The organism is Cypionkella psychrotolerans, assembly GCF_001294535.1.
GTDB lineage: Bacteria > Pseudomonadota > Alphaproteobacteria > Rhodobacterales > Rhodobacteraceae > Cypionkella > Cypionkella psychrotolerans.
In genome coordinates, this window is record NZ_LGIC01000020.1 from 1 (window position 1) to 21,720 (window position 21,720).

General features: G+C 58.5%; 20 protein-coding genes and 3 pseudogenes. 13 read left to right on the forward strand and 10 right to left on the reverse strand.

Annotation, left to right across the window (positions count from 1 at the left end):
- From AKV04_RS04480 to AKV04_RS04490, 3 genes and pseudogenes are all read left to right on the forward strand, one after another.
- Positions 1 to 314, forward strand: a pseudogene (locus tag AKV04_RS04480) (calcium-binding protein); the annotation flags it as partial.
- A gap of 158 nt (positions 315 to 472) precedes the next feature.
- Entirely contained in the window at positions 473 to 883 is a 411-nt protein-coding gene (locus AKV04_RS04485) for a DUF302 domain-containing protein (protein ID WP_054005279.1), read from the forward strand.
- 10 nt (positions 884 to 893) lie between these two features.
- The gene (locus AKV04_RS04490) at positions 894 to 2,090 is read left to right on the forward strand and encodes an MFS transporter (RefSeq protein WP_054005280.1); all 1,197 of its coding nucleotides are present in this window, start codon (positions 894 to 896) and stop codon (positions 2,088 to 2,090) included.
- Positions 2,091 to 2,254: 164 nt separating this feature from the next.
- On the opposite strand, the pseudogene AKV04_RS27800 reads toward AKV04_RS04490, so the two are convergent.
- From AKV04_RS27800 to AKV04_RS04535, 8 genes and pseudogenes are all read right to left on the reverse strand, one after another.
- A pseudogene (locus AKV04_RS27800) lies at positions 2,255 to 3,120 on the reverse strand (oleate hydratase).
- A gap of 101 nt (positions 3,121 to 3,221) precedes the next feature.
- Positions 3,222 to 4,511 (reverse strand): ATP-grasp domain-containing protein, encoded by a 1,290-nt coding sequence (locus AKV04_RS04505; protein WP_054005283.1) that lies wholly within the window; start codon positions 4,509 to 4,511, stop codon positions 3,222 to 3,224.
- A 153-nt stretch (positions 4,512 to 4,664) separates the two neighbouring features.
- A complete protein-coding gene (gene ppk2 / locus AKV04_RS04510) occupies positions 4,665 to 5,468 on the reverse strand; it encodes a polyphosphate kinase 2 (protein WP_235815538.1) in 804 nt (267 codons plus the stop codon).
- 100 nt (positions 5,469 to 5,568) lie between these two features.
- On the reverse strand, positions 5,569 to 6,324 hold the full coding sequence (locus tag AKV04_RS04515; protein WP_162232833.1) for a YncE family protein: 756 nt from the start codon (positions 6,322 to 6,324) through the stop codon (positions 5,569 to 5,571).
- Positions 6,325 to 6,733: 409 nt separating this feature from the next.
- On the reverse strand, positions 6,734 to 7,945 hold the full coding sequence (locus tag AKV04_RS04520) for an HAD family hydrolase (RefSeq protein ID WP_054005286.1): 1,212 nt from the start codon (positions 7,943 to 7,945) through the stop codon (positions 6,734 to 6,736).
- Between the two features lie 52 nt (positions 7,946 to 7,997).
- Positions 7,998 to 8,195 (reverse strand): hypothetical protein, encoded by a 198-nt coding sequence (locus tag AKV04_RS26470; protein WP_054005287.1) that lies wholly within the window; start codon positions 8,193 to 8,195, stop codon positions 7,998 to 8,000.
- A 98-nt stretch (positions 8,196 to 8,293) separates the two neighbouring features.
- Entirely contained in the window at positions 8,294 to 8,944 is a 651-nt protein-coding gene (locus AKV04_RS04530; RefSeq protein WP_054005342.1) for an RNA polymerase sigma factor, read from the reverse strand.
- A 74-nt stretch (positions 8,945 to 9,018) separates the two neighbouring features.
- Positions 9,019 to 9,597: an RNA polymerase sigma factor gene (locus tag AKV04_RS04535; protein ID WP_054005288.1), complete on the reverse strand. Its 579-nt coding sequence runs from the start codon at positions 9,595 to 9,597 to the stop codon at positions 9,019 to 9,021.
- Between the two features lie 711 nt (positions 9,598 to 10,308).
- Between AKV04_RS04535 and AKV04_RS04540 the strand changes: the two genes are divergently transcribed.
- From AKV04_RS04540 to AKV04_RS26955, 9 genes are all read left to right on the forward strand, one after another.
- Positions 10,309 to 10,917: a hypothetical protein gene (locus tag AKV04_RS04540; protein ID WP_202905564.1), complete on the forward strand. Its 609-nt coding sequence runs from the start codon at positions 10,309 to 10,311 to the stop codon at positions 10,915 to 10,917.
- 56 nt (positions 10,918 to 10,973) lie between these two features.
- Complete coding sequence (locus AKV04_RS25365; RefSeq protein ID WP_082351516.1) at positions 10,974 to 11,324, forward strand: DUF2933 domain-containing protein; 351 nt, start codon at positions 10,974 to 10,976, stop codon at positions 11,322 to 11,324.
- A complete protein-coding gene (locus tag AKV04_RS04545) occupies positions 11,321 to 11,974 on the forward strand; it encodes a methyltransferase family protein (protein ID WP_054005290.1) in 654 nt (217 codons plus the stop codon). The genes AKV04_RS25365 and AKV04_RS04545 overlap by 4 nt, the downstream gene beginning before the upstream one ends.
- A 17-nt stretch (positions 11,975 to 11,991) precedes the next feature.
- Positions 11,992 to 12,153: a hypothetical protein gene (locus AKV04_RS26035; RefSeq protein WP_156317359.1), complete on the forward strand. Its 162-nt coding sequence runs from the start codon at positions 11,992 to 11,994 to the stop codon at positions 12,151 to 12,153.
- Positions 12,154 to 12,216: 63 nt separating this feature from the next.
- Positions 12,217 to 12,906 carry a DUF6629 family protein gene (locus AKV04_RS04550; protein WP_054005291.1) on the forward strand — a complete coding sequence of 230 codons (690 nt, stop codon included), beginning with the start codon at positions 12,217 to 12,219 and terminating at the stop codon, positions 12,904 to 12,906.
- Complete coding sequence (locus AKV04_RS04555; protein WP_156317360.1) at positions 12,899 to 13,444, forward strand: hypothetical protein; 546 nt, start codon at positions 12,899 to 12,901, stop codon at positions 13,442 to 13,444. The genes AKV04_RS04550 and AKV04_RS04555 overlap by 8 nt, the downstream gene beginning before the upstream one ends.
- 69 nt (positions 13,445 to 13,513) lie before the next feature.
- Positions 13,514 to 14,989: a multicopper oxidase family protein gene (locus AKV04_RS04560; RefSeq protein WP_054005293.1), complete on the forward strand. Its 1,476-nt coding sequence runs from the start codon at positions 13,514 to 13,516 to the stop codon at positions 14,987 to 14,989.
- A gap of 62 nt (positions 14,990 to 15,051) precedes the next feature.
- Complete coding sequence (locus AKV04_RS04565; protein WP_054005294.1) at positions 15,052 to 15,573, forward strand: TlpA family protein disulfide reductase; 522 nt, start codon at positions 15,052 to 15,054, stop codon at positions 15,571 to 15,573.
- Between the two features lie 25 nt (positions 15,574 to 15,598).
- The gene (locus AKV04_RS26955; RefSeq protein WP_235815539.1) at positions 15,599 to 15,736 is read left to right on the forward strand and encodes a hypothetical protein; all 138 of its coding nucleotides are present in this window, start codon (positions 15,599 to 15,601) and stop codon (positions 15,734 to 15,736) included.
- Between the two features lie 319 nt (positions 15,737 to 16,055).
- Here the strand turns inward: AKV04_RS26955 and AKV04_RS04575 are convergent, their stop codons facing one another.
- Together AKV04_RS04575 and AKV04_RS04580 are read right to left on the reverse strand one after the other, a co-directional pair.
- Positions 16,056 to 16,841 (reverse strand): DsbA family protein, encoded by a 786-nt coding sequence (locus tag AKV04_RS04575; protein WP_054005295.1) that lies wholly within the window; start codon positions 16,839 to 16,841, stop codon positions 16,056 to 16,058.
- Positions 16,838 to 19,164: pseudogene (locus AKV04_RS04580) on the reverse strand (heavy metal translocating P-type ATPase). The gene AKV04_RS04575 and the pseudogene AKV04_RS04580 overlap by 4 nt, the downstream one beginning before the upstream one ends.
- A gap of 1,831 nt (positions 19,165 to 20,995) precedes the next feature.
- On the opposite strand from AKV04_RS04580, the gene AKV04_RS04590 reads away from it, so the two are divergent.
- Positions 20,996 to 21,250 carry a hypothetical protein gene (locus AKV04_RS04590; protein ID WP_156317361.1) on the forward strand — a complete coding sequence of 85 codons (255 nt, stop codon included), beginning with the start codon at positions 20,996 to 20,998 and terminating at the stop codon, positions 21,248 to 21,250.
- The last annotated feature ends 470 nt before the right edge of the window (positions 21,251 to 21,720 follow it).

The window sequence follows — 21,720 nt, forward strand, 5'->3', positions numbered from 1 at the left end:
ATGCCATGGCCAGCCTTGACACGAATGCCGACGGCACCCTCAGCCCTGAAGAAATGACCGCTGGCATCCAAGCCGAGTTGAAGACCTATGACACCGATGCAAACGGCACGATGTCACTGGACGAGTTTGCCATCCTGCACGCGGCCCACATGCGGCCGATGATGGTCCGGGCGTTTCAGATGCACGATACCGATGGCGACGGAAAGGTGACCGAGGCCGAAATGGCCGCCATGGCCGCGATGATGCAAAGCCAGATGGCGGGCGATGCGGGTGGAATGCCGGGCATGGGGCAAGGAATGACGGACGATAACTGACATCGTCTGCGCCCCGCTGCGTCTGTGGCGGGGCAAAGCTACCATAAAAAGGAAAGGTTCCAATGATGACCGGGTATGGGGTTCGGCGGGCTTTGGATGATTGTTATGCTGGTTGTCGTGGTATTGGCCATCGCAGCCTTGCTGAAATATCTGCGCACATGACCCAACAGAGCGAAAATGCGAAAGACTATACCATCAACCGCTTGATCACCGGGGCCAGCTTTGACGCGGTTGATGTGAGCACGCGAAAGGCGATGGCTGACATCGGCTTTGGTATTCTGACAGTAATCGATGTGGCGGCCACGATGCAGAAAAAGCTGAGTGTCGAGATGTCAACATATCTCATACTGGGAGCCTGCAATCCGAAAATGGCGCATCAAGCGATCGGGCTGGAACCGCGCGTGGGCGCGATGCTGCCCTGCAACGTGATCCTGCGGGCGGTTGACGGTGGGGTAGAGGGCAGCGCCATTGATCCGACAGCCTCAAAGGCGGCTAACGACAATCCGGCGCTGCATGCGGTGGCCGGGCAGGTGCGCGATCTGCTGGCTGGCGCCGTTGCAGCGGTCTGATCGTAAGCGCATGACTGGCCACAGCCCTAAACTTGTCAAAGCCGCGTCCACGCTGCCGTTGCTGGTTGCTTTGATGGTGGCGGTGTTCAGTATCTCGGTCGGTTTCGGGATCTTGCTGCCGCAACTGCCCGCCCTGATCGAGCGGCTGCTGGGCGCCGGTGGCACAGCGGCGCAGGTGTCGCGCGCCACCGGGCTGATGACCGCGCTTTATATGTTCGCCCTTTTTCTGTGTGCGCCGGTGTGGGGGCGGCTGTCGGATCAGTGGGGGCGGCGGCCAGTCCTGTTGATCGGGCTGGCGGGCTTTGCCGCGACGATGATTGCATTTGCATTTTTCGAAACGCTGGCGGCTGTTTACGTTGAGCGGGCATTAAGCGGTCTGTTTGCCGCCGCAGTGACCCCAGTTGCCCTCGCAGCGGTGACAGATGTGTCGGCAGCTAAGGCGGAACTCGGCCGTCGGTTGACATTCGTTTCACTGGCCGGGATTTCGGGGTTTCTGCTCGGGCCAACTTTGGGCGTAGCGCTGACGCGAGGATTGGACGCGGAGATTGATGCTTTGGCGCTGCCACTGGTGGCGACGGGCGGTCTGGCGCTGATCGCGGCGCTGGCCGTGGCGGTGACCGTTCGCCCGGTCCCAGCAGCCTCCGTCACGCATCCACAACAGGCGATCGCCACGGCGCCGAACGTCGCGCGGTGGCTTCTGACCTTGGGCTTTGTGGTGTCCGCCGGGGTCGCGGTGTTCGAAGTGGGACTGGCCCTACGCGGCAAACAAGAGCTGGGCCTGACAGCGGGACAGATTGCGGCGATGTTCACTATGTGCTCGGGCGTGATGATCGCCGTGCAAGCGCTGGTATTTTCGCCGTTTATCAAGCCGGAATTCACCCGCTGGCTGATCGCGCCTGCTTTTGCTGTGATGGGGTTAGGGTTATTTGTCGCGCCAATCGCCACGGATTTTCGGGCTATGCTGGTGGTGATTGGGGCGGTGGCGGCCAGTGCGGGCATACTCTCGCCAATCCTGACATATTGGATCGCCAGCCATGCCGGGCATAAATCCGGCGCGGAGCTTGGCAGGCAGACAGCAGCTGCCAGTCTGGGAGCCGCGTTGGGGTCGGCGGCAGGCGGGCTCCTATATGACGTGGCTTGGCTGCCCAACGCTGCTTTCGTGCTTACGGCAATCGTGGTATTGTCGGCTGTCTGGCCAAGTTTGTGACTGCCGGAGTGGTTGGTACCGCGTCGGGCGACAGGCAAGTAACGGCGGGTTCGGGCAACTGATTGCCCGAACCCACAGACTACATCTTTGGGCTGCTTTGTGCAGCAACCGAGGCTTTATGTGCCATTTCCGAATGTTTCACGCCTTCGGCACAATGCTTTTGCTCACCTGCTGTGTCGGAATTGTTGCAACAGGACGCCGCCGCACGGTGCGATTTCGCGCTCATTTCGTGATGTTCGGCTGCGGTGGTATTGGCTGCATGGGACATGGGATCTATCTCCTCCAGTCGCGAAAATCCGCGACACAATAACAACGCTTGGAACCCGGTTTCGTTCCACCAACGGCCTCGCGCTAAGGCCCTTGCCTCTATAATTTGAACGCCTTGACCAGCGCCTTGAACTCCACCTGCAATGACTTGTCATGCGCGTGATGGCCGGAACCGCACGGGCAATTCCCAACAACTGATAAACCGCCATTTGCGCTGCCCCGACCGAGTATTCGACCGTGAGTACCACGGCGTCGTCGATTTCGACGAAGTTGCTGACAAAGGGAAAGTTGCGACTGTTGGGTGGCACCGGCAGCGGGCGGTCGGTCTGGCTGCGCGGCATGAACAACGATGTGATATATGGCATCCGGCAGGGGATGCAGTTCGCGCTTGCCAATGTTGCGGGATCCAGCCGCAAATGACCCGCTAGTTCGTGCAAAGTCTCAGGCACCGTGCAGTCGTCCATCGCTTTGGTGACAAAAACGCCGATCCGGTATGTCAGAAACGCATAGCCCCAGAACACCGCACATCGGCCGATTGGCCCGCGAAATGCGGCTGATGCGCCCACACGATAGACATCAGCCAGTTGGAATCCTTAAAGGTGACAAGACCGCCTGTGCCCGCCTCGTTGTCGCTGAAGCTCTGCATCGCGTCAAAGAATACGGAGCTTCTCAGTTTAACGGTAAAGGATTGCCAGGTTGGTTGCGCAATTGTGCTGTTGAATGGGAAGTTGCCAAACTCTGGCCGGTCGATGAAGGGTGGCATATTTGCACAAGTCTGCGAACCATCTGAACCTACGGACGTCACACTCGTCTAAGATTACCTGGTCGGGGTCAAATGCGCCAACTTGTGGCAGGGCCACTCGCTCACAGGATCAAAACCGGCGCAAATCCGCCGCCAGGGGTTCTGAAATTCGTGGTCTGGCCCTGATAGATACGCGCGGCCACCAGCAGCGTTTTGGCTTCATAGGTGTAAAGCCGGACATCGACCTTGCGGGCGGTCGGCACCCCGTCAAGCTTGATCATCCGCTGGCTGGGTGCTGCCAACGCCTGAGCCACATAATCAGCACGGGCGATGTCAGCCCAAACCGATTTCGTCAGCTTGTCCCCCCGGTAAACTGCCTTGCCGCCATGCCCTGAAACCGGTTTAAAAAATAACTGACGCCGGGCCTGCCATAACGCATCGGCGTTTTCCGGCGTAACCATCCGCGTCTGCGGGATCGACCGCAACCGCGCGACTAGTGCCGCCGACACGTTCATTGCGGCAAGGGCAGTTGAGTCTGACAGCAAGGTCAGATTGCGTTTATGCGCCAGAAGCGCATGATTGTGGGGATTGGGTGTCACGACAACGGCACCGGACTGATACGCATCCTGCAAAGCGGCGTGTTCGGGTTCAGACAGCGCAAAATCTACAAGCCGATTATAGACCAGATCAACCGGCAGATCCCCAAAGTATAGCCCGCCATCATTCAAGATCAGCGCCTTGGGATCGCAGATCACCGCATCAATTCCCTGCCGCACCAGCATCTTTTTGGCCAGTACGAATTCGGGATACAAATACTGATTCTGCGGCGCATCGTCCACTATGGCGATCCGGCGAAGCGGGGCCGCACCGCGCTGTCGCTGCCATTCGCGGCGAAACATCGCAATCACCGCAGCTTCGAACCTGGCAACAAGGCTATCACTTGCGACAGGCATCCGTCCGATACAGCACAGTGTCTGTGCCTGGGCCAGCAAGGCATTCAGAAACGCTCCGCCCGCGTTGGTGTTCACCTCGATCAGTTTCGGGCTGTCGTCGGACAAATGAAAATCATAGCCCATCAGGGCACCCTGCGGCCCATGATCCATTTGCGCTATTGCGGGTGCCCAACTCAGAACCTCGGCACGATAGGCGGGGATTTGCGCCACCTGTTCGATGGCCACGACAATATCTTGCATGGCAAGCAGTGTGCTTGCGGGCAAAAACACTGGCACATTGGAAAACAAATGCGGTTGATTCACTGCAATGCGAGCCTGAAACCCAGGCTCGCCCGAAGCCGCATCCAGCGCCAGCGCCAATTCACTTTGATCAAGCGTGATGCAATAACAGGTCTGGTTGAGGTGCTCCGGGGCAAACTCGGACGGGGCACAGGCCTCGGTTTGAACGGCGTCAGTCAACTGCTGTCCTTCTCGGCCCGGGCGTCAGGCATCTTGCCCGGCCGCGCGATTAATCCCAGCCCAGTGTTACGACAGACAGCCATTGAGAGCCAGTGTAATGAAGCCCACGGTCCCGGCAGTTTCTCACCGGTCACCACTGCGGCGGTTGCCCGATCACGGTGCAATGGCACCGCTTTGCAAGTGCTCTTCGGCATAGTTGAACACGATTTCGGGGTCGGGCAGCGCCAGATGCTTGTCGCTATTCGGGCAATCAACGCGCGACATCAAATGGCGGATCACGTTCAGCCGGGCGCATTTTTTGTCGTCGGCCCGCACCACATGCCACGGCAGATCGTCACTATGGGTGCGTGCGAACATTTCGTTGCGCGCCGCCGAATATTCATCCCAATGCCGCAGCGCCGTCTTGTCGATCGGGCTGACCTTCCATTGCTTCAGCGGATCAACGCGGCGGTTTTCCAGACGGCGTTTCTGTTCGGGTTTCGAGATGTCGAGGTAGTATTTGAAGACCTGCGTGCCCGACCTGACCAGCAACCGCTCGAACGGCAGGACGGATTGCATGAACTCTTCATGCTCAGGCTTTGTGCAGAACCCCATCACCTTTTCCACCCCGGCGCGGTTGTACCAGCTGCGGTTCATCAGAACCAATTCGCCGGTTGCCGGCAGTTCGGCAACATAGCGCTGAAAATACCAGGAATGCCTTTCGCGGTCAGAGGGTTTGCCAAGTGCGACAACGCGGGTGTCGCGCGGGCTTAAATATTCCGTTATGCGCTTGATCACCCCATCCTTGCCCGAGCCATCACGGCCCTCGAAAAGGATCAATATCCGCAGATTGTTCTTGATCAAATGCCTCTGGAACTTGACCAGCTCGATCTGCAATCCGTGCAAGGCTGGTTTGTAGTCTTCTGGTTCGACAGCGGCGGTCTTAGTATGGTTCGCTTTTTTTGATTTCTTGCTCACCATCTGATTCCTTTGAATATCTGACGCGGCATTCTCTCTTTACGGATGTTCGGAAGTTTGCACGCCGCGCGTGCCGATGGTTGCGGCGTGCGAAAAAACTTCAGGGCAGGAAAGTGATTCCGTTCGGACCCCTGCCGACTGGAATCGTCGCGATTACGGTCTGCGTTTCCACCTCAATTGCGGAAACGGTTGCATCAAGGATGTTCGTCACGAAGACCGTCGCGCCATCAGGGCCGACCACCACGCCATGAGCGCCGCGTCCGGTTTCTATCGTTGCCACCACGGTGTTTGTGGCCACCGCGATCACCGAAACCCTGTTGTCAGGGTCGGTTTCGGTGCCCTGATTTGCTACATAGACAAAACGACCGTCCGGGGTTGCGAAAACCTGAATGGGATTGCGACCGACATCGACGGTCCCAATCAGCTCTTTGGTTTTCACGTCAACCACTGCCACCTGATTGGCATCACGCAGCGAGACATACAGACGGCTTTCGTCCGGCGTAAAGGCCACCTGCACAGGCGTCAGACCAACTGAAATGCTGCCGACTTTTTTCAGCGTTTCGGTGTCGATCACTGAAACCGTGCCGCTTTGCACGTTGGCAACCATGATCTGACGCCCGTCCGGGCTCAACCGTTGGCCGTGCGGATAGTCATCGGTGCCTACCGTCGCAATCACCTCCCGCGAGGCGAGGTCGATGACGCTCAGCGTATCATCCTCGGCATTGGTCACGAACGCGCGCTTTCCGGCAAGGTCGGTGATGACATGGGCGGGATGCTTTCCCACGGCAATTCGCGCGACCGGGCCTGCTGCTATATTATGTGGATCGAACAAGACAAGTTCGCCCGGCACGTCCATGCCCTCCATGTTCGCCATGGCACCACCCGAAGACTGATCGGCGGGTTTTTCGGCTGGGTCCGACTTCAGGCCGACGGCAAGCAACAGTGAGCCATCGGGGGAAATCTGAATATTGTGCGGCTCAATTGTCGCCGGAACGTGGTGACTTTGCCACTGCTCAGGTCGATCTGGCTGATGGTAGAGCCGTATTCATCAGCCGTAAACACCACGCCGGTTGTCAAACCTGGCACTGGCGTCTGGGCGCTTGCCGGGCTGCCCAAGCTTAGAGCAACAGTGCTCATCGCCATGAAAAGGCCATACAAACGCCGCCGAACGGTTCGGCAAGCTTTCACGTTCTTGATTGGTTGGCTTTCGAAGTCCATGATGATCTTTCTTTCTCATTGTGCTTTCGGGATTTAGCCAGACCTTTTCAGGTTGCTGGTCTTTGATTGGGTCGATCAAAGGGAAGTCGGCACCTATACCAAAGCCGGTGTCGGCTGTTTTCTTTTGAAATTTCTTCAAGCCAGGTGCGTTTCAGGAGCAGTGCGTTGACAGCGGCCATTGCCGAACTGCCCGACATTGCCAGTGCCGCAACCTCGGGGCCTACGACATAGCGGTAAAACACGCCTGCGGTGGCGGGGAAGGCGATGATGTTGTAGGCCATCGCCCAGAACAGGTTCTGATGCATTTTGCGCGGGGTGGCGCGCAATAGAACGATGGCCCCAACCACGTCATAGGGGTCGCTTTCCATCGCCACACCGGTGCCAGCCCCAATCGTAAGCCGACGTCGGCTTGAGTCAGCGCGGATCCGTCGTGCACGCCGTCGCCGATCATGGCGACCTTTTTGCCTTGGGCTTGCAAATTCCTTATTCTTGTTCGTCTGCTGGTCCGGCAACACGTCAGCCAGCACTATGTCGATGCCCAGTTCCTCGGCTATATGTTGGGTGGTGTTCGCATTGTCGACCGTCAGCATTGCCACCTGCACACGACCCTCGCGCAATTTGGCCACAGTTGCCTTGGCACTTGGGCGCACCGCATCGGCAATTGCGATCAGGCCAAGGATCTTGCCGCCCTGTCCGACATGCACGACGGTCCGCCCGTCACCTCTCAGCAGGTCAGCCTGCTGGCCAAGCAGGCCGAGGTCGATCTTTTGCTCGTGCATCAGGCGGCGGTTGGCGAGGTAAATCAGGGCTTCGCCAATTTCGGCCTGCGCGTCGCAATTGACAAGACCAACCGACAGCGGATGATCTGACCCGCGCTCCAGCGTCGCCGCAGCCCGCAACACATCATCCACCGCATGGTCTTGGGCGGGCTTTATCTCCGTGGCCATCTCTGCCTTGTCATGCCCCGCGTGAGGTTCTCTTTTGACGGGGGCAGGCATCGCCCCGTCGGGCAGATCCTCAGGTGTGCAAACATGGCGCGGGGTCGCTTCGGCCCGGCAATGCTGGCCGCAAGCCGCGATAACCTTGCGCCGTTTCGCCACGCTGGTGACGGTTTCGTCAAACCGCACGATGACAGAAGTCGAGCCGGGGTTAGGCGTTAACGCCTGCACCCCTGCCTCGGCAAGAAGTTGCTTTGTGACCCCAAGATGGTCCAGCCCTCCGAAGCAGGCACTGACATCAAGCGTTATGGTTTTGGTCATGTCTTGTTCTTGATGGCGGGGCTGAAATGGGTTGTTTGGGCAGGTCGCACAATCAGCCGCAGCCGCAGCCGCAGCCAGGTGAGCCTGCCGGTTTGATCTTGGTGTCGCTTGCTTGGGCATCGGTGGCCTTGTCAACGGGGACTGCCTGCGGTCTGGTCATGGTTTTGGCGCTGCCGCCACCGCAGCACGAGCCGCCCTTCGTATGGCCATGTTCACTGTGGGGTTTCACCGATTTTGAAATCTCGTTCATGGCTTTTCTCCTGATCAACCTCATTGCGAAGATGCAGGGATGCGATCGTCTCGCCTGTCATCATCCTATAGACGCTCAAGCCTTGTCAGCATTACACCTCAACCTCTTGCCGAGGCGGCGGCGCGCAACAATTCTGACTGCCGGGCCGTATCGCAGCCACAATCCATAAAGCCATGCTCCGGGCACGTCAGACACATCTCGACCAGTCGCTTTTTCAGGGCGCTGCGGGCACGGTGCAGCCGAACGGTAAGGGTTGCCAGCGACAGGCCAAAATCAGCTGCCACGGTCGCACGCGGTTCTTCGTTCAGGTCGATCCGCTGAATGATTTCGGCATAGTCGGGCTTCACGGTGGCAAGCAACTGATGCAGACAGGCGCAGACGGCGACCTCAAGTTCAGCGCCAGATGCGGAACCTGTATCGAAAAATTCCGGACCCATCACCGTCTCCCGTTGTCTGCGCCGCGCTGCACTGCGTTGGTGGTCGACGATGGTTGTAGCCAACAGCCGGCTGAGCCAGCCCCGCACGGTGTTGACGTCGCGCAACGCGTCTGCCCGATCAATCGCCCGCAACATGAAGCTTTGCATCACGTCGCGGGCATCATCGACGTTGCCCAGCCGCCGCCGCAGATAGGACAGACAGCGCTGGTGGCTTTCGGTCAGCGCCTGACGAACCGCATCGGCGTTCGGACCGCCTGCAAGGTCAGGTGAATGGCCCTCGATGGTATCTTTGGTTGCAAGTTCTGGGTTCATCTTTTTGCCCTTCAAGATAGCAGGTGGAATGACGGTTGGTGCAATGGCGTAAACGAATGAGGTGTTCGACATGGTCAGCTACAGGCGCAGTCCAGAAAGCTGCCATCCCGGCAGGCCGGGCAAGTTGCCTCCAGCTCTTGGCGCAGCGCCTGGCGGGCCCGGTGCAGGCGCACATTAAAGGCGTTGGGAGTGAGCCCGAGGTTGGTCGCGATGGTGGCGCGAGGTTCCTCTTCGAGGTCGGCGCGGCGCAGAATCGCGGCGTGGTCAGGCCGGAGTCGCAGGAGCGCCTTGTGCAGGCACCGGCACTGGCCGGTAATTTCAATGTCATCGGGGGCAGTCACAGTAATACTCAGTTCGTACGCATAGGCGTTTTCGGCCCGCTGCCGCACTGCCCGGCGCCGATAATGATCGATCAACGTGTGGCGCAAAATCTGTCCCATCCAAGCGTTGATCTTTTCCTCAGGGCCCGAAGATTGCGCTGCGCGGATCACCTTGAAGCTGAAATTCTGCAACGCGTCTTCGGCTTCGTCCAGGCTGCCAAGCCTGCGCCGAAGGTAACCGAGAAATTTCTGTTGGCCTGCAAGCAAGCGTTGATTAACCGCCAGACCACGCGTAAGCGGTGCGTCCAGCTGTGGTTGGATAAGAATATGCATTGGATTCTCCGGGCACGGAAAAATGGTTTGGGCGTGCGACGCACAAGCGTTCAGCTGCCCCGCATCAGTTAGACAAGCGCAACGCCAAGGCGTGGCGGGCGAAGCAACCGCTGATTTAAAGGGGCAGGATTGCACGTCACCGCCGCATAGCACCAGACGCCAAAGCCCACGATAGTCGGCAGGGGCACCGCAAATCGTGATCCCGTCAAAGTGCCGTAGACTGCATTTTGGCAATGTGCACGGCTCGACACTGTTGAAGCAGCGGTGCAATCCAACGAAGCGGTTGTGCGCGGGCTTTGTGCTGTGAAGTGGTCGGAAGTAGATTGAATCGTGGGGTTTGCACTGGGCAAGAGGAAAAAGCACAGCATCAGAAGCGTTAAAGCCAGCCGCAGGGCGGATCTTTTCTTCGGCGCTCTTGATTGCAGGTACATCCGCATATGGCCACCAAAAATGAATCTTTTCCTCAAACCTATCTGATCACAGACAGCCCAACCTCAACTTGATCTCGATCAACTCCGGGGCTCGGGAATTGCTTAAATGATAGCGCCGGAAAAAAAGCAGAGTTTCTGAGCGCGGACTATCTTGCATTTAGCAGTCGACGAGACGGCGGCGAAAATACTCGGTGTAATAAATCGGCATGACCCGCGTCTTAACTGGTCACGACGCCATCAATAGCGGCATTTCCATGCTGCGAGTCCTCAGGACCAGACCATGCAGCCAAACATGTATCACGATCATGCAGAAGCGATCATCACGGCTTCGCAGGCAACGGTTTTCGGCTATCTCGACGACCAGATCCATCTTGAGGTCCATATGGAAAAGCCGTCGATGTCGCTGCTGGGCGGTCGCTTGACCTATGAATTCGATGTGGCCCAATGCCGTGCCGTCGGTTCGGTCCTCCGGATGGGCGGGAGCCTTCTGGGAATTTTGCAGTTCGTCGAGGAAGTGGTGACGGATCGGATATCCCCCATCTGCAAGCGTTGGCAACCCACGGGGCCTCAACGAATGTTGGTGATCGACAGCTCTGTCATGGCGTTTGAAACACGCGTGATCGGCGAGGCCACTGCAGTGAGAGTCTTCATCGACTACCAACTGCCACATAGCCTATCTGGGCGCTGGCTCGGACTTCTATTTGCGCCGTTCTACTCCAGGTGGTGCGTTTCGCGCATGGTCAAGATGCCTGCCGACACTTTGGCAGCTTCGCCGAACCCGGGTTGGAAGCATGAAGCCATCCTATCCACCAGTGCCTTTTTGCAAGCCCCCAGTGAACCCTGCGTCGCCCAGAGCGACAAAACGCAAGGCCGCGACATCGAAATGTAAAGCAATCAGTTTCCTGAAGGCGGCCGCGCTGCCTTGGTATTCACGGAGAGAATGAAATGGACGAGCATGACCATGCGACCCACGAGCCAGCGCCCGGTCTCAGTTTCTGGCAGTCACGGACCGGAATCACTCTGATCGCCTTTCTTGTCATTGCAGCGATCCTGCTTGGCTACGAACACCGCGTTCATATCTTCGGCAGCAACTCGGCGTCGTTTCTGTTTCTATTTGCCTGGATTGGCATGCATTTTTTCATGCATCGTAGCCACGGCGGCCACGGCGGCCACGGCGGTCATGGTGGCCACGGCGGTCATGGTGGTCACGGGGGTCATTCCGGGCATAGCCGCCCAAGCGAGCTTCAGGCCAACACAAGCCGCGAACCAATCAAAAACGACGGAGACGAGCGATGATCACGCCATCCTCCGGCTATGGACTTTGGTTTTTTGCCTTTATCAACGCGGCGATCTTCATCCTGTTCGCGTTCAGCTTCTTCAAACCGCAAACGTCTCGCGACTGGCGCAGCTTTGGCGCGTTCAGCGCGTTTTTGGTAGCCCTCTTTTCTGAGATGTATGGCTTTCCGCTGACCATTTACCTGATGTCGGGCTGGTTGCAGACCCGTTATCCCGGCATCGACTGGTTTGGCCATGACGCCGGGCATTTGCCCGAGATGATGTTCGGCTGGCAGGCAAATCCGCATTTCGGGCTGTTCCACATTCTCAGCTTTGTGTTGATTGGTGGCGGTTTCTGGCTGATTTCGGCTGCATGGCCAGTGCTTTACGCAGCGCAGCGCAGCGGGAAACTGGCCATGGCCGGGCTATATGCACGCTTGCGCCATCCGCAATATGCGGGCTTTGTGCTGGTGTTGACCGGGTTTCTGGTCCAGTGGCCGACACTGCTCACGCTGGTAATGTATCCGTTCCTCATCTGGATGTATGCCCGTCTTGCCCGCAGCGAGGAGCGCGAAACCCGCGACCGGTTTGGCATTGTCTACGACGATTACGCCCGGCGCGTCCCGGCGTTCTTCCCGAGACTTAAATCTGCGCCCCAGCATGCAAATTGACCAGAAAGGCGATTGTCATGGCCCTCCCTCCCGCAGCAAAATCCTCTGCCGAACCTGACAACCTTACCTCGCGCCTCCCCACCGCCTACATGATTCCGTTCGGGTTTATAATCGTGGTGGCAGAACTGGTGGCAAGCTGGCCGCGATCGGACAGTTGGAAGATGCGGGATCAATCCTGAACGGTACGTCGGGCACGCTGGTGACGACGCAAGTCATCTGAACTCCGCAATGAGGGGCAAAAAATGTGCATGTCAGCCGCTGTCAGTTTTGCCGCAAGCGTTTTCCTCGGGGTCGGGGGGGCTGCGATCACGGGCACCGCATGGTCGCGCAACCTGCGCTATCTGCCACTTGCCCTAATGCCGCTGTTTGCCGGGATTCAACAGTTTTCCGAGGGCTATGTCTGGCTAGGTATGACCGGGGATAGCCCGGTTGAGGTTGTACGGGGCGCGATGGGGTTCATGTTTTTTACTTGGTTCATGTGGCCGGTCTGGATCCCGTTCTGCGTCTATGTTCTGGAACCTGACATCAGCCCCCGCAAGCCGTGGTTTCTGGCGATGGCGCTGACCGGACTGCTGTTCGGCCTACTGCTTTATGTGCCGCACGGGTTCACCTCTGACATGGTGGTGGTCGAGATCAACAACCAATCGCTGGCCTATGAAAAATCGATGTGGCTTGATTTCATTATGCCGCGTTGGCTTACCAACACGATATATGTCGCACTGATTATCATACCTCCAAGCCTGTCTCACTATCGGCATATGCGCCATTTCGCGCTGACATTGGTTGCTGTTGTCCTGGTGGATTTTGCGCTGCTACAATTTGCCTATATCTCGTTCTTCTGCCTGTTGGCGGGGCTGGCGACGTTGCATTTAGTCTACATCATCCTGACCAATAAATGCGCGCAGGAATGCCCGGAACTGTTCCATGGATGAGCAAGCAGTGTCGCGAAAATGGAGGTTGGGCAGAAAAGGTTGCGTTGTGATGTTACAGGATAAGCGTAAACTGTTTGAAGCAATGTTTCGCCCAAATTTCAACGCTCAACGCTCTGCGGCAAGACGCGACTTGCAGTCCGCTCGGGCGACGCCTATTCGCGAATTTATGAAGCTCGATAGCCGCACCTCTGTCACGATTCGGACGGCGTTTCGTATTGGCTTTGTGCTGCTGCTGCTTTTTGTGCTGAATCTTCCCCATTTCAGTATTGCGCAGGCTCAACCAACCCCGACGATGGTTATGTCGCATAACAGCAAAGCTTATGCTGCAATGGACCACATGAGTGGGATTCATGAAAAGATGAATGGATCCTTGTGCGCCACGATATGTTCCGGGACCGCAGAATTAGAACCCATCGCTTTCTCACTGCGTTTCATAGCTTTTGTTTCTGTCCGTTGGCGCAGCGAAACTTCTCTTATACGGGCCCAACCCACGCCTGATCCAGGTTTTCGTCCCCCCGACCTGTTTCGTCACGCTTGACCCGATCAGCAGTCCGCCATGCGGACGCATCTATCGTTGGCTTTCAAAAGCCGCTTGGAGCTTCGAAAAATGGCATACACGACAACACGGCGCGGCTTTCTTGCCGCATCCGCAGCGATTGCTGCATCTACGGCGCTTCCACGTCTGGCCTTCGGGCAATCCGCGCCGCTTACCTTACTGGTCAGCACCCGCGTGTTGGAAATTGATGGCCGGGCCGCGAGGGTTTACGGGCTGACGAACGGGGCAGGTGGGCAAGGTTTGATCCTTGATCCGGCTCAGCAGTTCCGTGTCGATCTGACCAACAGCCTTGATGTGGAGACCATCATTCACTGGCACGGGCAGCTGCCACCAAACGCGCAGGACGGGGTGCCCGACCTGCCGATGCCGCTGCTGAAAACCGGTGAGACGCGCAGTTTTGACTACGCGCCCAATCCCGGCACGCATTGGATGCACAGCCATGTGCCGGTACAGGAGATGAACCTGCTGGCAGCACCCCTGATCGTGCGCTCGGCTGATGATGTGGCGGCCGACCGGCAAGAGGTTGTGATGTTCCTGCATGATTTTTCGTTCCGTCCGGCAGAAGAAGTCTTGGCCGAAATTACCGGCGGGACGGCGGGGCACGACATGGCCGCTATGGGCGATGATGCGATGGCTGGTATGGATATGGGCGGCGATATGGCTGGCATGGATCATTCGGGCATGGATATGTCGGGCGGCGATATGTCCGGCATGGCGATGGACCTGAACGACTTTAATTTCGACGCTTATCTTGCCAATGACCGCACCCTTGCCGACCCGGAAATCATCTCGGTAGAAAAAGGCGGGCGGGTCCGGTTGCGGATCGTCAATGCTGCGGCGGCGACCACATTCTGGATTGACACTGGCGTGCCTGCGCGGCTGGTGGCGGTCGACGGCCATGCCATCGTGCCAATTGCCGGCACGCGGTTCGGCATGACGATGGCGCAGCGGCTGGATATCGAGATTGATCTGCCGGGAGCGGGCGCTTTCCCTGTGCTGGCGCTGCGCGAAGGGGCGCGTGAACGCACTGGGTTGATTTTGGCCACCACGGGCGCACAGATTAGCAAGATCAGTGGCATGGCCGAGGTTGACGCCCCCGCTTTCGATATCGACATGGCGCAGGAAATGCTGCTGCAAGCGGCAAACCCGCTGGCCGACCGCGCGGTGGACCGGTCACATATGATCATGCTGGCAGGGTCGATGAAGCCGTATCTGTGGACCATCGGCGGACAGACCTGGGACACGCATAAACCGCTTGTTGCCACCAGCGGTGAGAGGGTGGAGTTGATGTTCCACAACATGTCGATGATGGGGCACCCGATGCACCTGCATGGCCATGTTTTCCAAGTGGTCAACATCAACGGTCGCGCCATCAACGGCGCGATGCGCGACACGGTTTATGTGCCACCGATGGCACGCGTGACCGTGTTGCTGGACGCGGGCGAGGCGGCGCGCTGGATGCTGCATTGCCACCACATGCCGCATCTTTCGTCTGGGATGATGACAGAGTTCGCCGTTTCGGCCTGATCGCTGCGCAATCGGCGTGCCCGGTATCACCGGGCAGGCTTTTTTGGCGACAGGAGGCTGCCATGAACAGACGCACCGCTCTGCTTTCGACTTTGGCGCTGACCCTGATGCCAAAGGCGGCTTTTGCCCGCCCACCGTTCAGGCTGGGGGGTGCTCCCGTGCCTCTGCTGTCGCCACCGTTCACTGATGGCGCGGGTCGCAAGCTAGAGCTTGCCGATTTTTCGGGCCGCGTCGTCCTGCTGAATATCTGGGCGACGTGGTGCCCACCTTGCCGTGAAGAAATGCCTGCGCTTGATGCCTTGCAACGCGCACTCGGTGGCGCCGATTTCGCAGTTGTGCCACTCTCTATTGATAGGAACGGGCTAGACGCCGCGCGCAGGTTTTATGATGAGATCGGGATCCTAGACCTTGGCCTCTACTGGGGCGAAGATGTGCGGGTTCAATTGGCTTTTGCCGCATTCGGCCTGCCCACGACGCTGCTGATCGATCGCACGGGGCGGGAACTTGCCCGTATCTATGGTCCTGCAAGATGGGATAAGCCTGCGGCAATTGCACAGATCGCGAGCGTCATTGATGCGGGATGATGGCACTGTCTGACGGTTGGTTCATATGACCGACCTTGCGGCCTGTTGGCTTTTGTTCGCGTCGGCATTCCTGTCGGCGACACTTCTGCCCGGCTCGTCTGAGGCGGTGCTGCTGGGTCTTCTGGCCAATGGCACGGGTCAGCGGTGCTACTGGTCACCATAGCATCGCTTGGCAATATCGCCGGTGCGCTGGTGAATTGGGTCATGGGGCGGTATTTTCTGCTTTAGAAGGACAGGTCCTGGTTTCCATTGAAGGAGGCGACTAATACGCGCGCGCAGGCTTGGTTTGCCCGCTTTAGCATTTGGTCACTGTTGTCGTCCTGGGTGCCGATCGTCGGTGATCCGCTGACGCTTTTCGCGGGCGTCATGCGGGTGCCCATCGGCAAGTTCGTGCTGTTTGTGACGATTGGAAAGATGTTGCGATATGCACTTATCGTGATGGCATGGCAGTACTGGCCAGCGTGAGAAGGGCGTCGTGGCGCTTAAGCCTTGTTGCAGTTCAAGGGCAGAGCCGCCAATTCAGCCGTCATGATCTGTGCAACATCGGCGGCAGAAATGGCTCCCATAAACACCGTGCGGCCAATCACTGTGGACGGGGTTCCGTAAAAGCCGAATACCGCAGCAATCGCTTTTGCCGTGCCTAGGGCAGTGGCAATCTCGGGAATTTGCATATCTCTCACAAGGCGTTGCCCGTCGAGACCGACCGAGTCTGCGATCGAGGTCACAAGATTGAGGTCGGTAACCAACCGCGTCCGCATCAACCTATCATGCATCGCTGTATAGCCGCCTTGCAGATCGGCGGCCAGAACGGCCTGGCTGGCGATGGTGGACGCGGCACCCAGCAACGGCAGTTCGTGTCGAATGATCCGGATGGTGCCGGGGTTGGCGGAGTCATACGCCACCAAGATCGCCTCCAACACCCGGCAGTTCGGGCAATTGAAATCGGAAAAGAATGCGATCGGCAGGCGTTCGTCAAGTTCTGGGCCAAACAGCGCTGTGCAGGGATCGGCGCGCACTGCTGCCTTAAGCGCTGTCTGCGCGACGTCAGGGGCTTCATTGTCGATCCCCACCAGCAAACCAGCGCCTGCGGACAGCGCACCCGCTGTGTTTAAAGTGCGAAAGGGTGCCAGACCGGGCAGATCGCGGTATGTCAGTCGCGCGGGCCTTAGGCTGGCAAGATGGGGGGCACCAATGACCCAGCCCGCGATGGCAAGCAGGCTGCCTGCAATCACCGCGCGCCGCCGCCATGGTTGATCGGCTCCGGTCACAAATCCACGCGCCGCAGTCGCAGGGCGTTGGTTATGACCGACACGGACGACAGGCTCATCGCCGCGGCCGCAATCATCGGCGACAGCAAGGTGCCAGTCAGCGGATACAGCACACCTGCCGCAATCGGAATGCCTGCCGCGTTGTAGGCAAAGGCAAAGAACAGGTTCTGCTTGATGTTGCGCAGCGTTGCCTTTGCCAGTTTACGCGCCCGCACGATGCCCATCAGATCACCGCCGAGCAGCGTGATCCCGGCGCTCTCCATGGCCACGTCGGCGCCGGTTCCCATGGCGATCCCGACATCGGCTGCGGCAAGGGCAGGGGCATCATTCACCCCATCGCCCGCCATGGCGATCTTGCGCCCTTGCGCGCGCAGCTCGTCTATCAGCGCCTTCTTGTCCTCGGGCAACACACCGGCACGCACCTCGTCAATGCCCAACTTGGCCGCGACGGCCTTTGCGGTACGTTCGTTGTCGCCCGTCGCCATGATTACCGCAGGCCAAGCGCATGCAGGGCGGCAATTGCCGGAATGGTGCTGTCCTTGATCGGGTCAGCGACCGCAATTATGCCTGCCAAGGCGCCGTCAATGGCTACGAACATCGCGGTCTTGCCAGCGGCGCGCAGGGCGTCGGCTTGCGCCTCGGCCCCGGCGGTGTCCAGCCCAAGGTCCTGCATCATCGCAGCATTGCCAAGGGCGGCAGCGCGACCGTCAACCATGCCTTTGACGCCCTTGCCAGTCACCGCCTGAAATTCTGTAGCGTCCAGCTTGCGCACGGTTTTCGCGGCGGCGCCCTCCACAACGGCCTCGGCCAGCGGGTGTTCAGACCCGCGCTCCAACGCGGCGGCAAAAGCCAGAATGTCCGCCTCGCTCACCGGGCCAAGCGCCACCGTATCGGTCAGCGTGGGTTTGCCCCGCGTCAAGGTTCCGGTCTTGTCGACAATTAGCGTGTCCACCCCTGCCATCCGCTCCAACGCCTCGGCGTCCTTGATCAGCACACCGGCTTGCGCCCCGCGCCCGGCTGCGGTGGTGATGGAAATCGGTGTCGCCAGCCCAAGCGCGCAGGGGCAGGCGATGATCAGCACCGACACGGCAGAAGCAAAGGCGAAAACCAATGCAGGCGCAGGCCCGAAAATCATCCATGCCGCAAAAGCCGAGATGGCAACGGCCACGACCGTCGGCACGAAGATGGCCGATACCCGGTCTGCCAACCCTTGTATGGGCGCCCGCGACCGGCGCGCACCAGAGACCATCGCTACAATCTGCGCGAGCACGGTATCGGCACCGACCTTTCCCGCCTCGATGACCAAAGACCCGTTCTTGTTGATCGTGGCCCCCGTGACTTTGTCGCCGGGGGTTTTTTCGACCGGCATGGACTCGCCGGTCAACATGCTTTCGTCCAAGGATGAAGCGCCAGACACCACAACGCCGTCCACCGGCACAGCATCTCCTGGGCGCACCCGCAACTCGTCACCCGCCATGATGTTTTCCAGCGGCGCATCGTATTCCGTGCCATCCGGCAAAATGCGCCGCGCGGTTTTCGGGGCCAGATCCAGCAGGGCGCGGATCGCATCCCCCGTGCGTTCCCGCGCCCGCAGTTCCAGCACCTGGCCGACAAAGACCAGTGTGACGATCACCACAGCCGCCTCGAAATAGGTGCCGACCATGCCGCCCATGCGGTACTCATCCGGGAAAACGCCGGGCAGGAATGTCGCCAGAAGCGAATAGCCATAGGCGGCGAGCACCCCCAGCGAAATCAGCGTCCACATGTTGGGCGAGCGGTTTATGAAAGAGTTCCACCCGCGTTTGAAAAACGGGAGGGCGGCCCAAACGATGATCGGTGTGGCGAGTAAAAACTCCAGATACATCGCATTTTGATGCCCGACCCAATCGCGCACCGGCAAACCGACCAGCGGTCCCATTGTCAGCAAGACCAGCGGAAGCGCGGCTGCCGCGCTGATCCACATGCGTCGGGTAAAGTCGGTCAGCTCTTCACTGGGCGCGTCAGATGGCACCATGGGCTCCAGTGCCATGCCGCAAATCGGGCAAGACCCCGGCGCGTCACGAACAATCTGCGGGTGCATCGGGCAGGTGTATTGCACGTTCGCAGTGGCGACCTTGCCGCGCTTGGTGGCATTGCCCGAGGCATAGAACCACGGGTCGCCTTTGAATTTGGTTTGGCACTTGTCAGAACAGAAATGAAACGGTTTGCCGTCGAAACTATCGGTCCGGGTGTCGGCTTTCACCGTGACCGTCATGCCGCAGACCGGATCGATGGCCGTGAGGGCTCCGGTCGGAGGGTGGTCAGGTGCGGGCATTGGTTCCATTCCCGCATGATTGTGGCCTGCGTGGCTGTCGGGCAATTTAGGCATAAAAGACACCTTTCGTTCATCTAGAGCATCGACGGGTAAAGTTTTGGTCTGATCTCGATCAATTGTCCCTCTACCTGCATGGTTCTGGCATGGAAAGGTAAGCAGTTTAACCAGTGGCATCGAAGGGTGCGGGGATTATTTGTCTGAACAGTGCGCCAGCGAGGCGAGAAGACTGTCAGATCAGCGTCCGTGACTGTGCATGGATCGCTTTCATACCAACCCCTGACCGAGCAACCGAAGCGCGATCTTCGCAAAATTCTCTGTCGGGAATGTAGCGAACATTCAATGCCCGATACTTCCAACGGCCGGGCGGAGCAGCTGGGTCCGTACTTGGCCTTCCCGACCATACGCGGCTACCAAAAACTGCTCTTCGGGCAGAGTTTCGCTGCTGCCCATCGCCAGTTCAAGCATCCGCAAGATACCGGATTAGAGTGACGTGCTATGCTCCAACTCGAAAGCTGAGACGGCCTGACCGCAAATCTTAACAATCCACATGATGTCAATCAGTCTCACCGCGTCGACGCTACGGGCGGCAGCCATGGCGTGGGGAAAGGTGCATGGTCGGTCATCTCCCAGCTTTCCACTTTGCTATAACCGATCCTGATCATCCCTTTGGCAGTTTACCAGAGATCAAATGTGGGGAGTGGAATGGACAGCCGTGTGGGCGATGGCGAGAAGTTCTACGACACGCCAACCGTTAGGGTCGACGTTTTCCGCACTATGCTTGGCGTGAAGCAGACTTGTGCTCGTCCGTGGTCAATTCGTCACTTATCCAAAACGAACACGACTTCTTGTGACAAAACTCGACGCCGAAATTGGTCAATCATCATCGCACACCTAACCGTGCGAAAAGAACGCTCGTGGGGCTGGATTTATCAATAGCCAAGATGGGAAACAGTCGTCAATCCTGCAAACTTACCCGAAGGAGAGCCTGCCACGTTGATCTGCCTTTCCTGTGTGGCAGTAATTACTGTCATTTCGTCACTTCCTTCGCTCGTGTCCGCACAGGGTCAGGCGTTTGCCGAATTGATTGAACTGGCACCACCCACGGGGACCGGGGCGCGGGAGCCTGCGTTGGCGACACTGCCCGATGGATTGTGTGGGGGGTCACCGGCGACAGCAGCGATTGGGATACACCACATACTGTTGCACAGGGTGTTGATTTCTTTGTCAACTAGGCAGATTTCCCCACTATCACTGCCTTGCCCGACGGGACACTCGCCGTAAACTGGCTCAGGATCAATGGCGATACCGATTATGCGTATGACGTTAATACCGCGCTTTCCGCCGATGGGGGCAAACATGGGGCGAGCCAGCAGTGCCGCGCAGCGACAAAAGCCAGCGGCAGCACGGGTTTGTGACTCCTGCCTGTGGCATCCGACCAGTTGCGGGCGATCTGGCAGGATGGCGCCGAGTATGGCGCATCCGACACCTTCGCGGCTGATGACGACGGGTCCGACGCAATGCAACTATGGACATCAACGATCACCTCCGCGGGCGTGCTGTTTGACAAAACCAGTTGGATTCTCGGACGTGCTCCTGCTGCCACACCTCAGCCGTTGTGGCTGAGAGTGGCACACTTCTTGTCGCCAATCGCGACCGCACCGAAGCAGAGATAAGCGACATTTCCATACTTCGACAGGTTGACGGGGTCTGCTCCGACCCGGCGGCTGTCAGCGCAGACGGTTGGGAAATTTCCGATTGTCCGGTGAACGGCCCCGCGATTGACAGCAACGGCGGGTGAACGGCGGTGGCGTGGTTTACAGCCGCCGACAAAGTGCCCAAGGTGTCGGTTGCATTCGCCGATGATGATGGGGCCAGTTTCGGCCCGGCGATCCGGATGGATCAGGTTGCGCCTACCGGTCAGGTGGATGTTATTCAGCGGGATGATGGTTCAGCACTGGTCAGTGGGCTGGAACACACGTCCATCGGCGAGTCGCTGATGCTGTGCAGCGTTACACCGAATACGGGTTGCGAACAGGCAGAGATATTGGCGATCGCCCGGTCAGGACGCACAATGGGGTTTCCTCGGATGACCTAAGCGGCAAAAGGCGTTTATGTGGCTTAGACCGAGTCCGTTGCACCGTCCCGGACGCCCGAAAACGACATGAAGATCAGGCTGATCTTGATCCCGACGTCTGACCTACCCGATGGCAATCGGCGATGTCGGGCATGACTTACGCGCGCTAAAAACGCAGCCATTGATCAGAGGCGTTATCGCGCGGTTCCGCTTTGTCTGGGTACAGTTGCCATCCGGCTGGATATCTGGCTTGGCGAAGATATACCCTTCCGCAAAGATATCGATGGTAAGACTTTGCCGCCGAGATGCATACCATGCGTGGAGCCTTATTCCGTGAGCAAGCGAGGTGAGGGTGGCTGGCAATTCGACTCAACCCTTCTTGGCACTGACTTTTTTGATACATGCCACTTGGCCGATCTCATTCTCGCGTGGAGTTGACTTGCAAGATCCGCCGTGGCCAGCAATTCCAATTGATAATACAACAACAATCT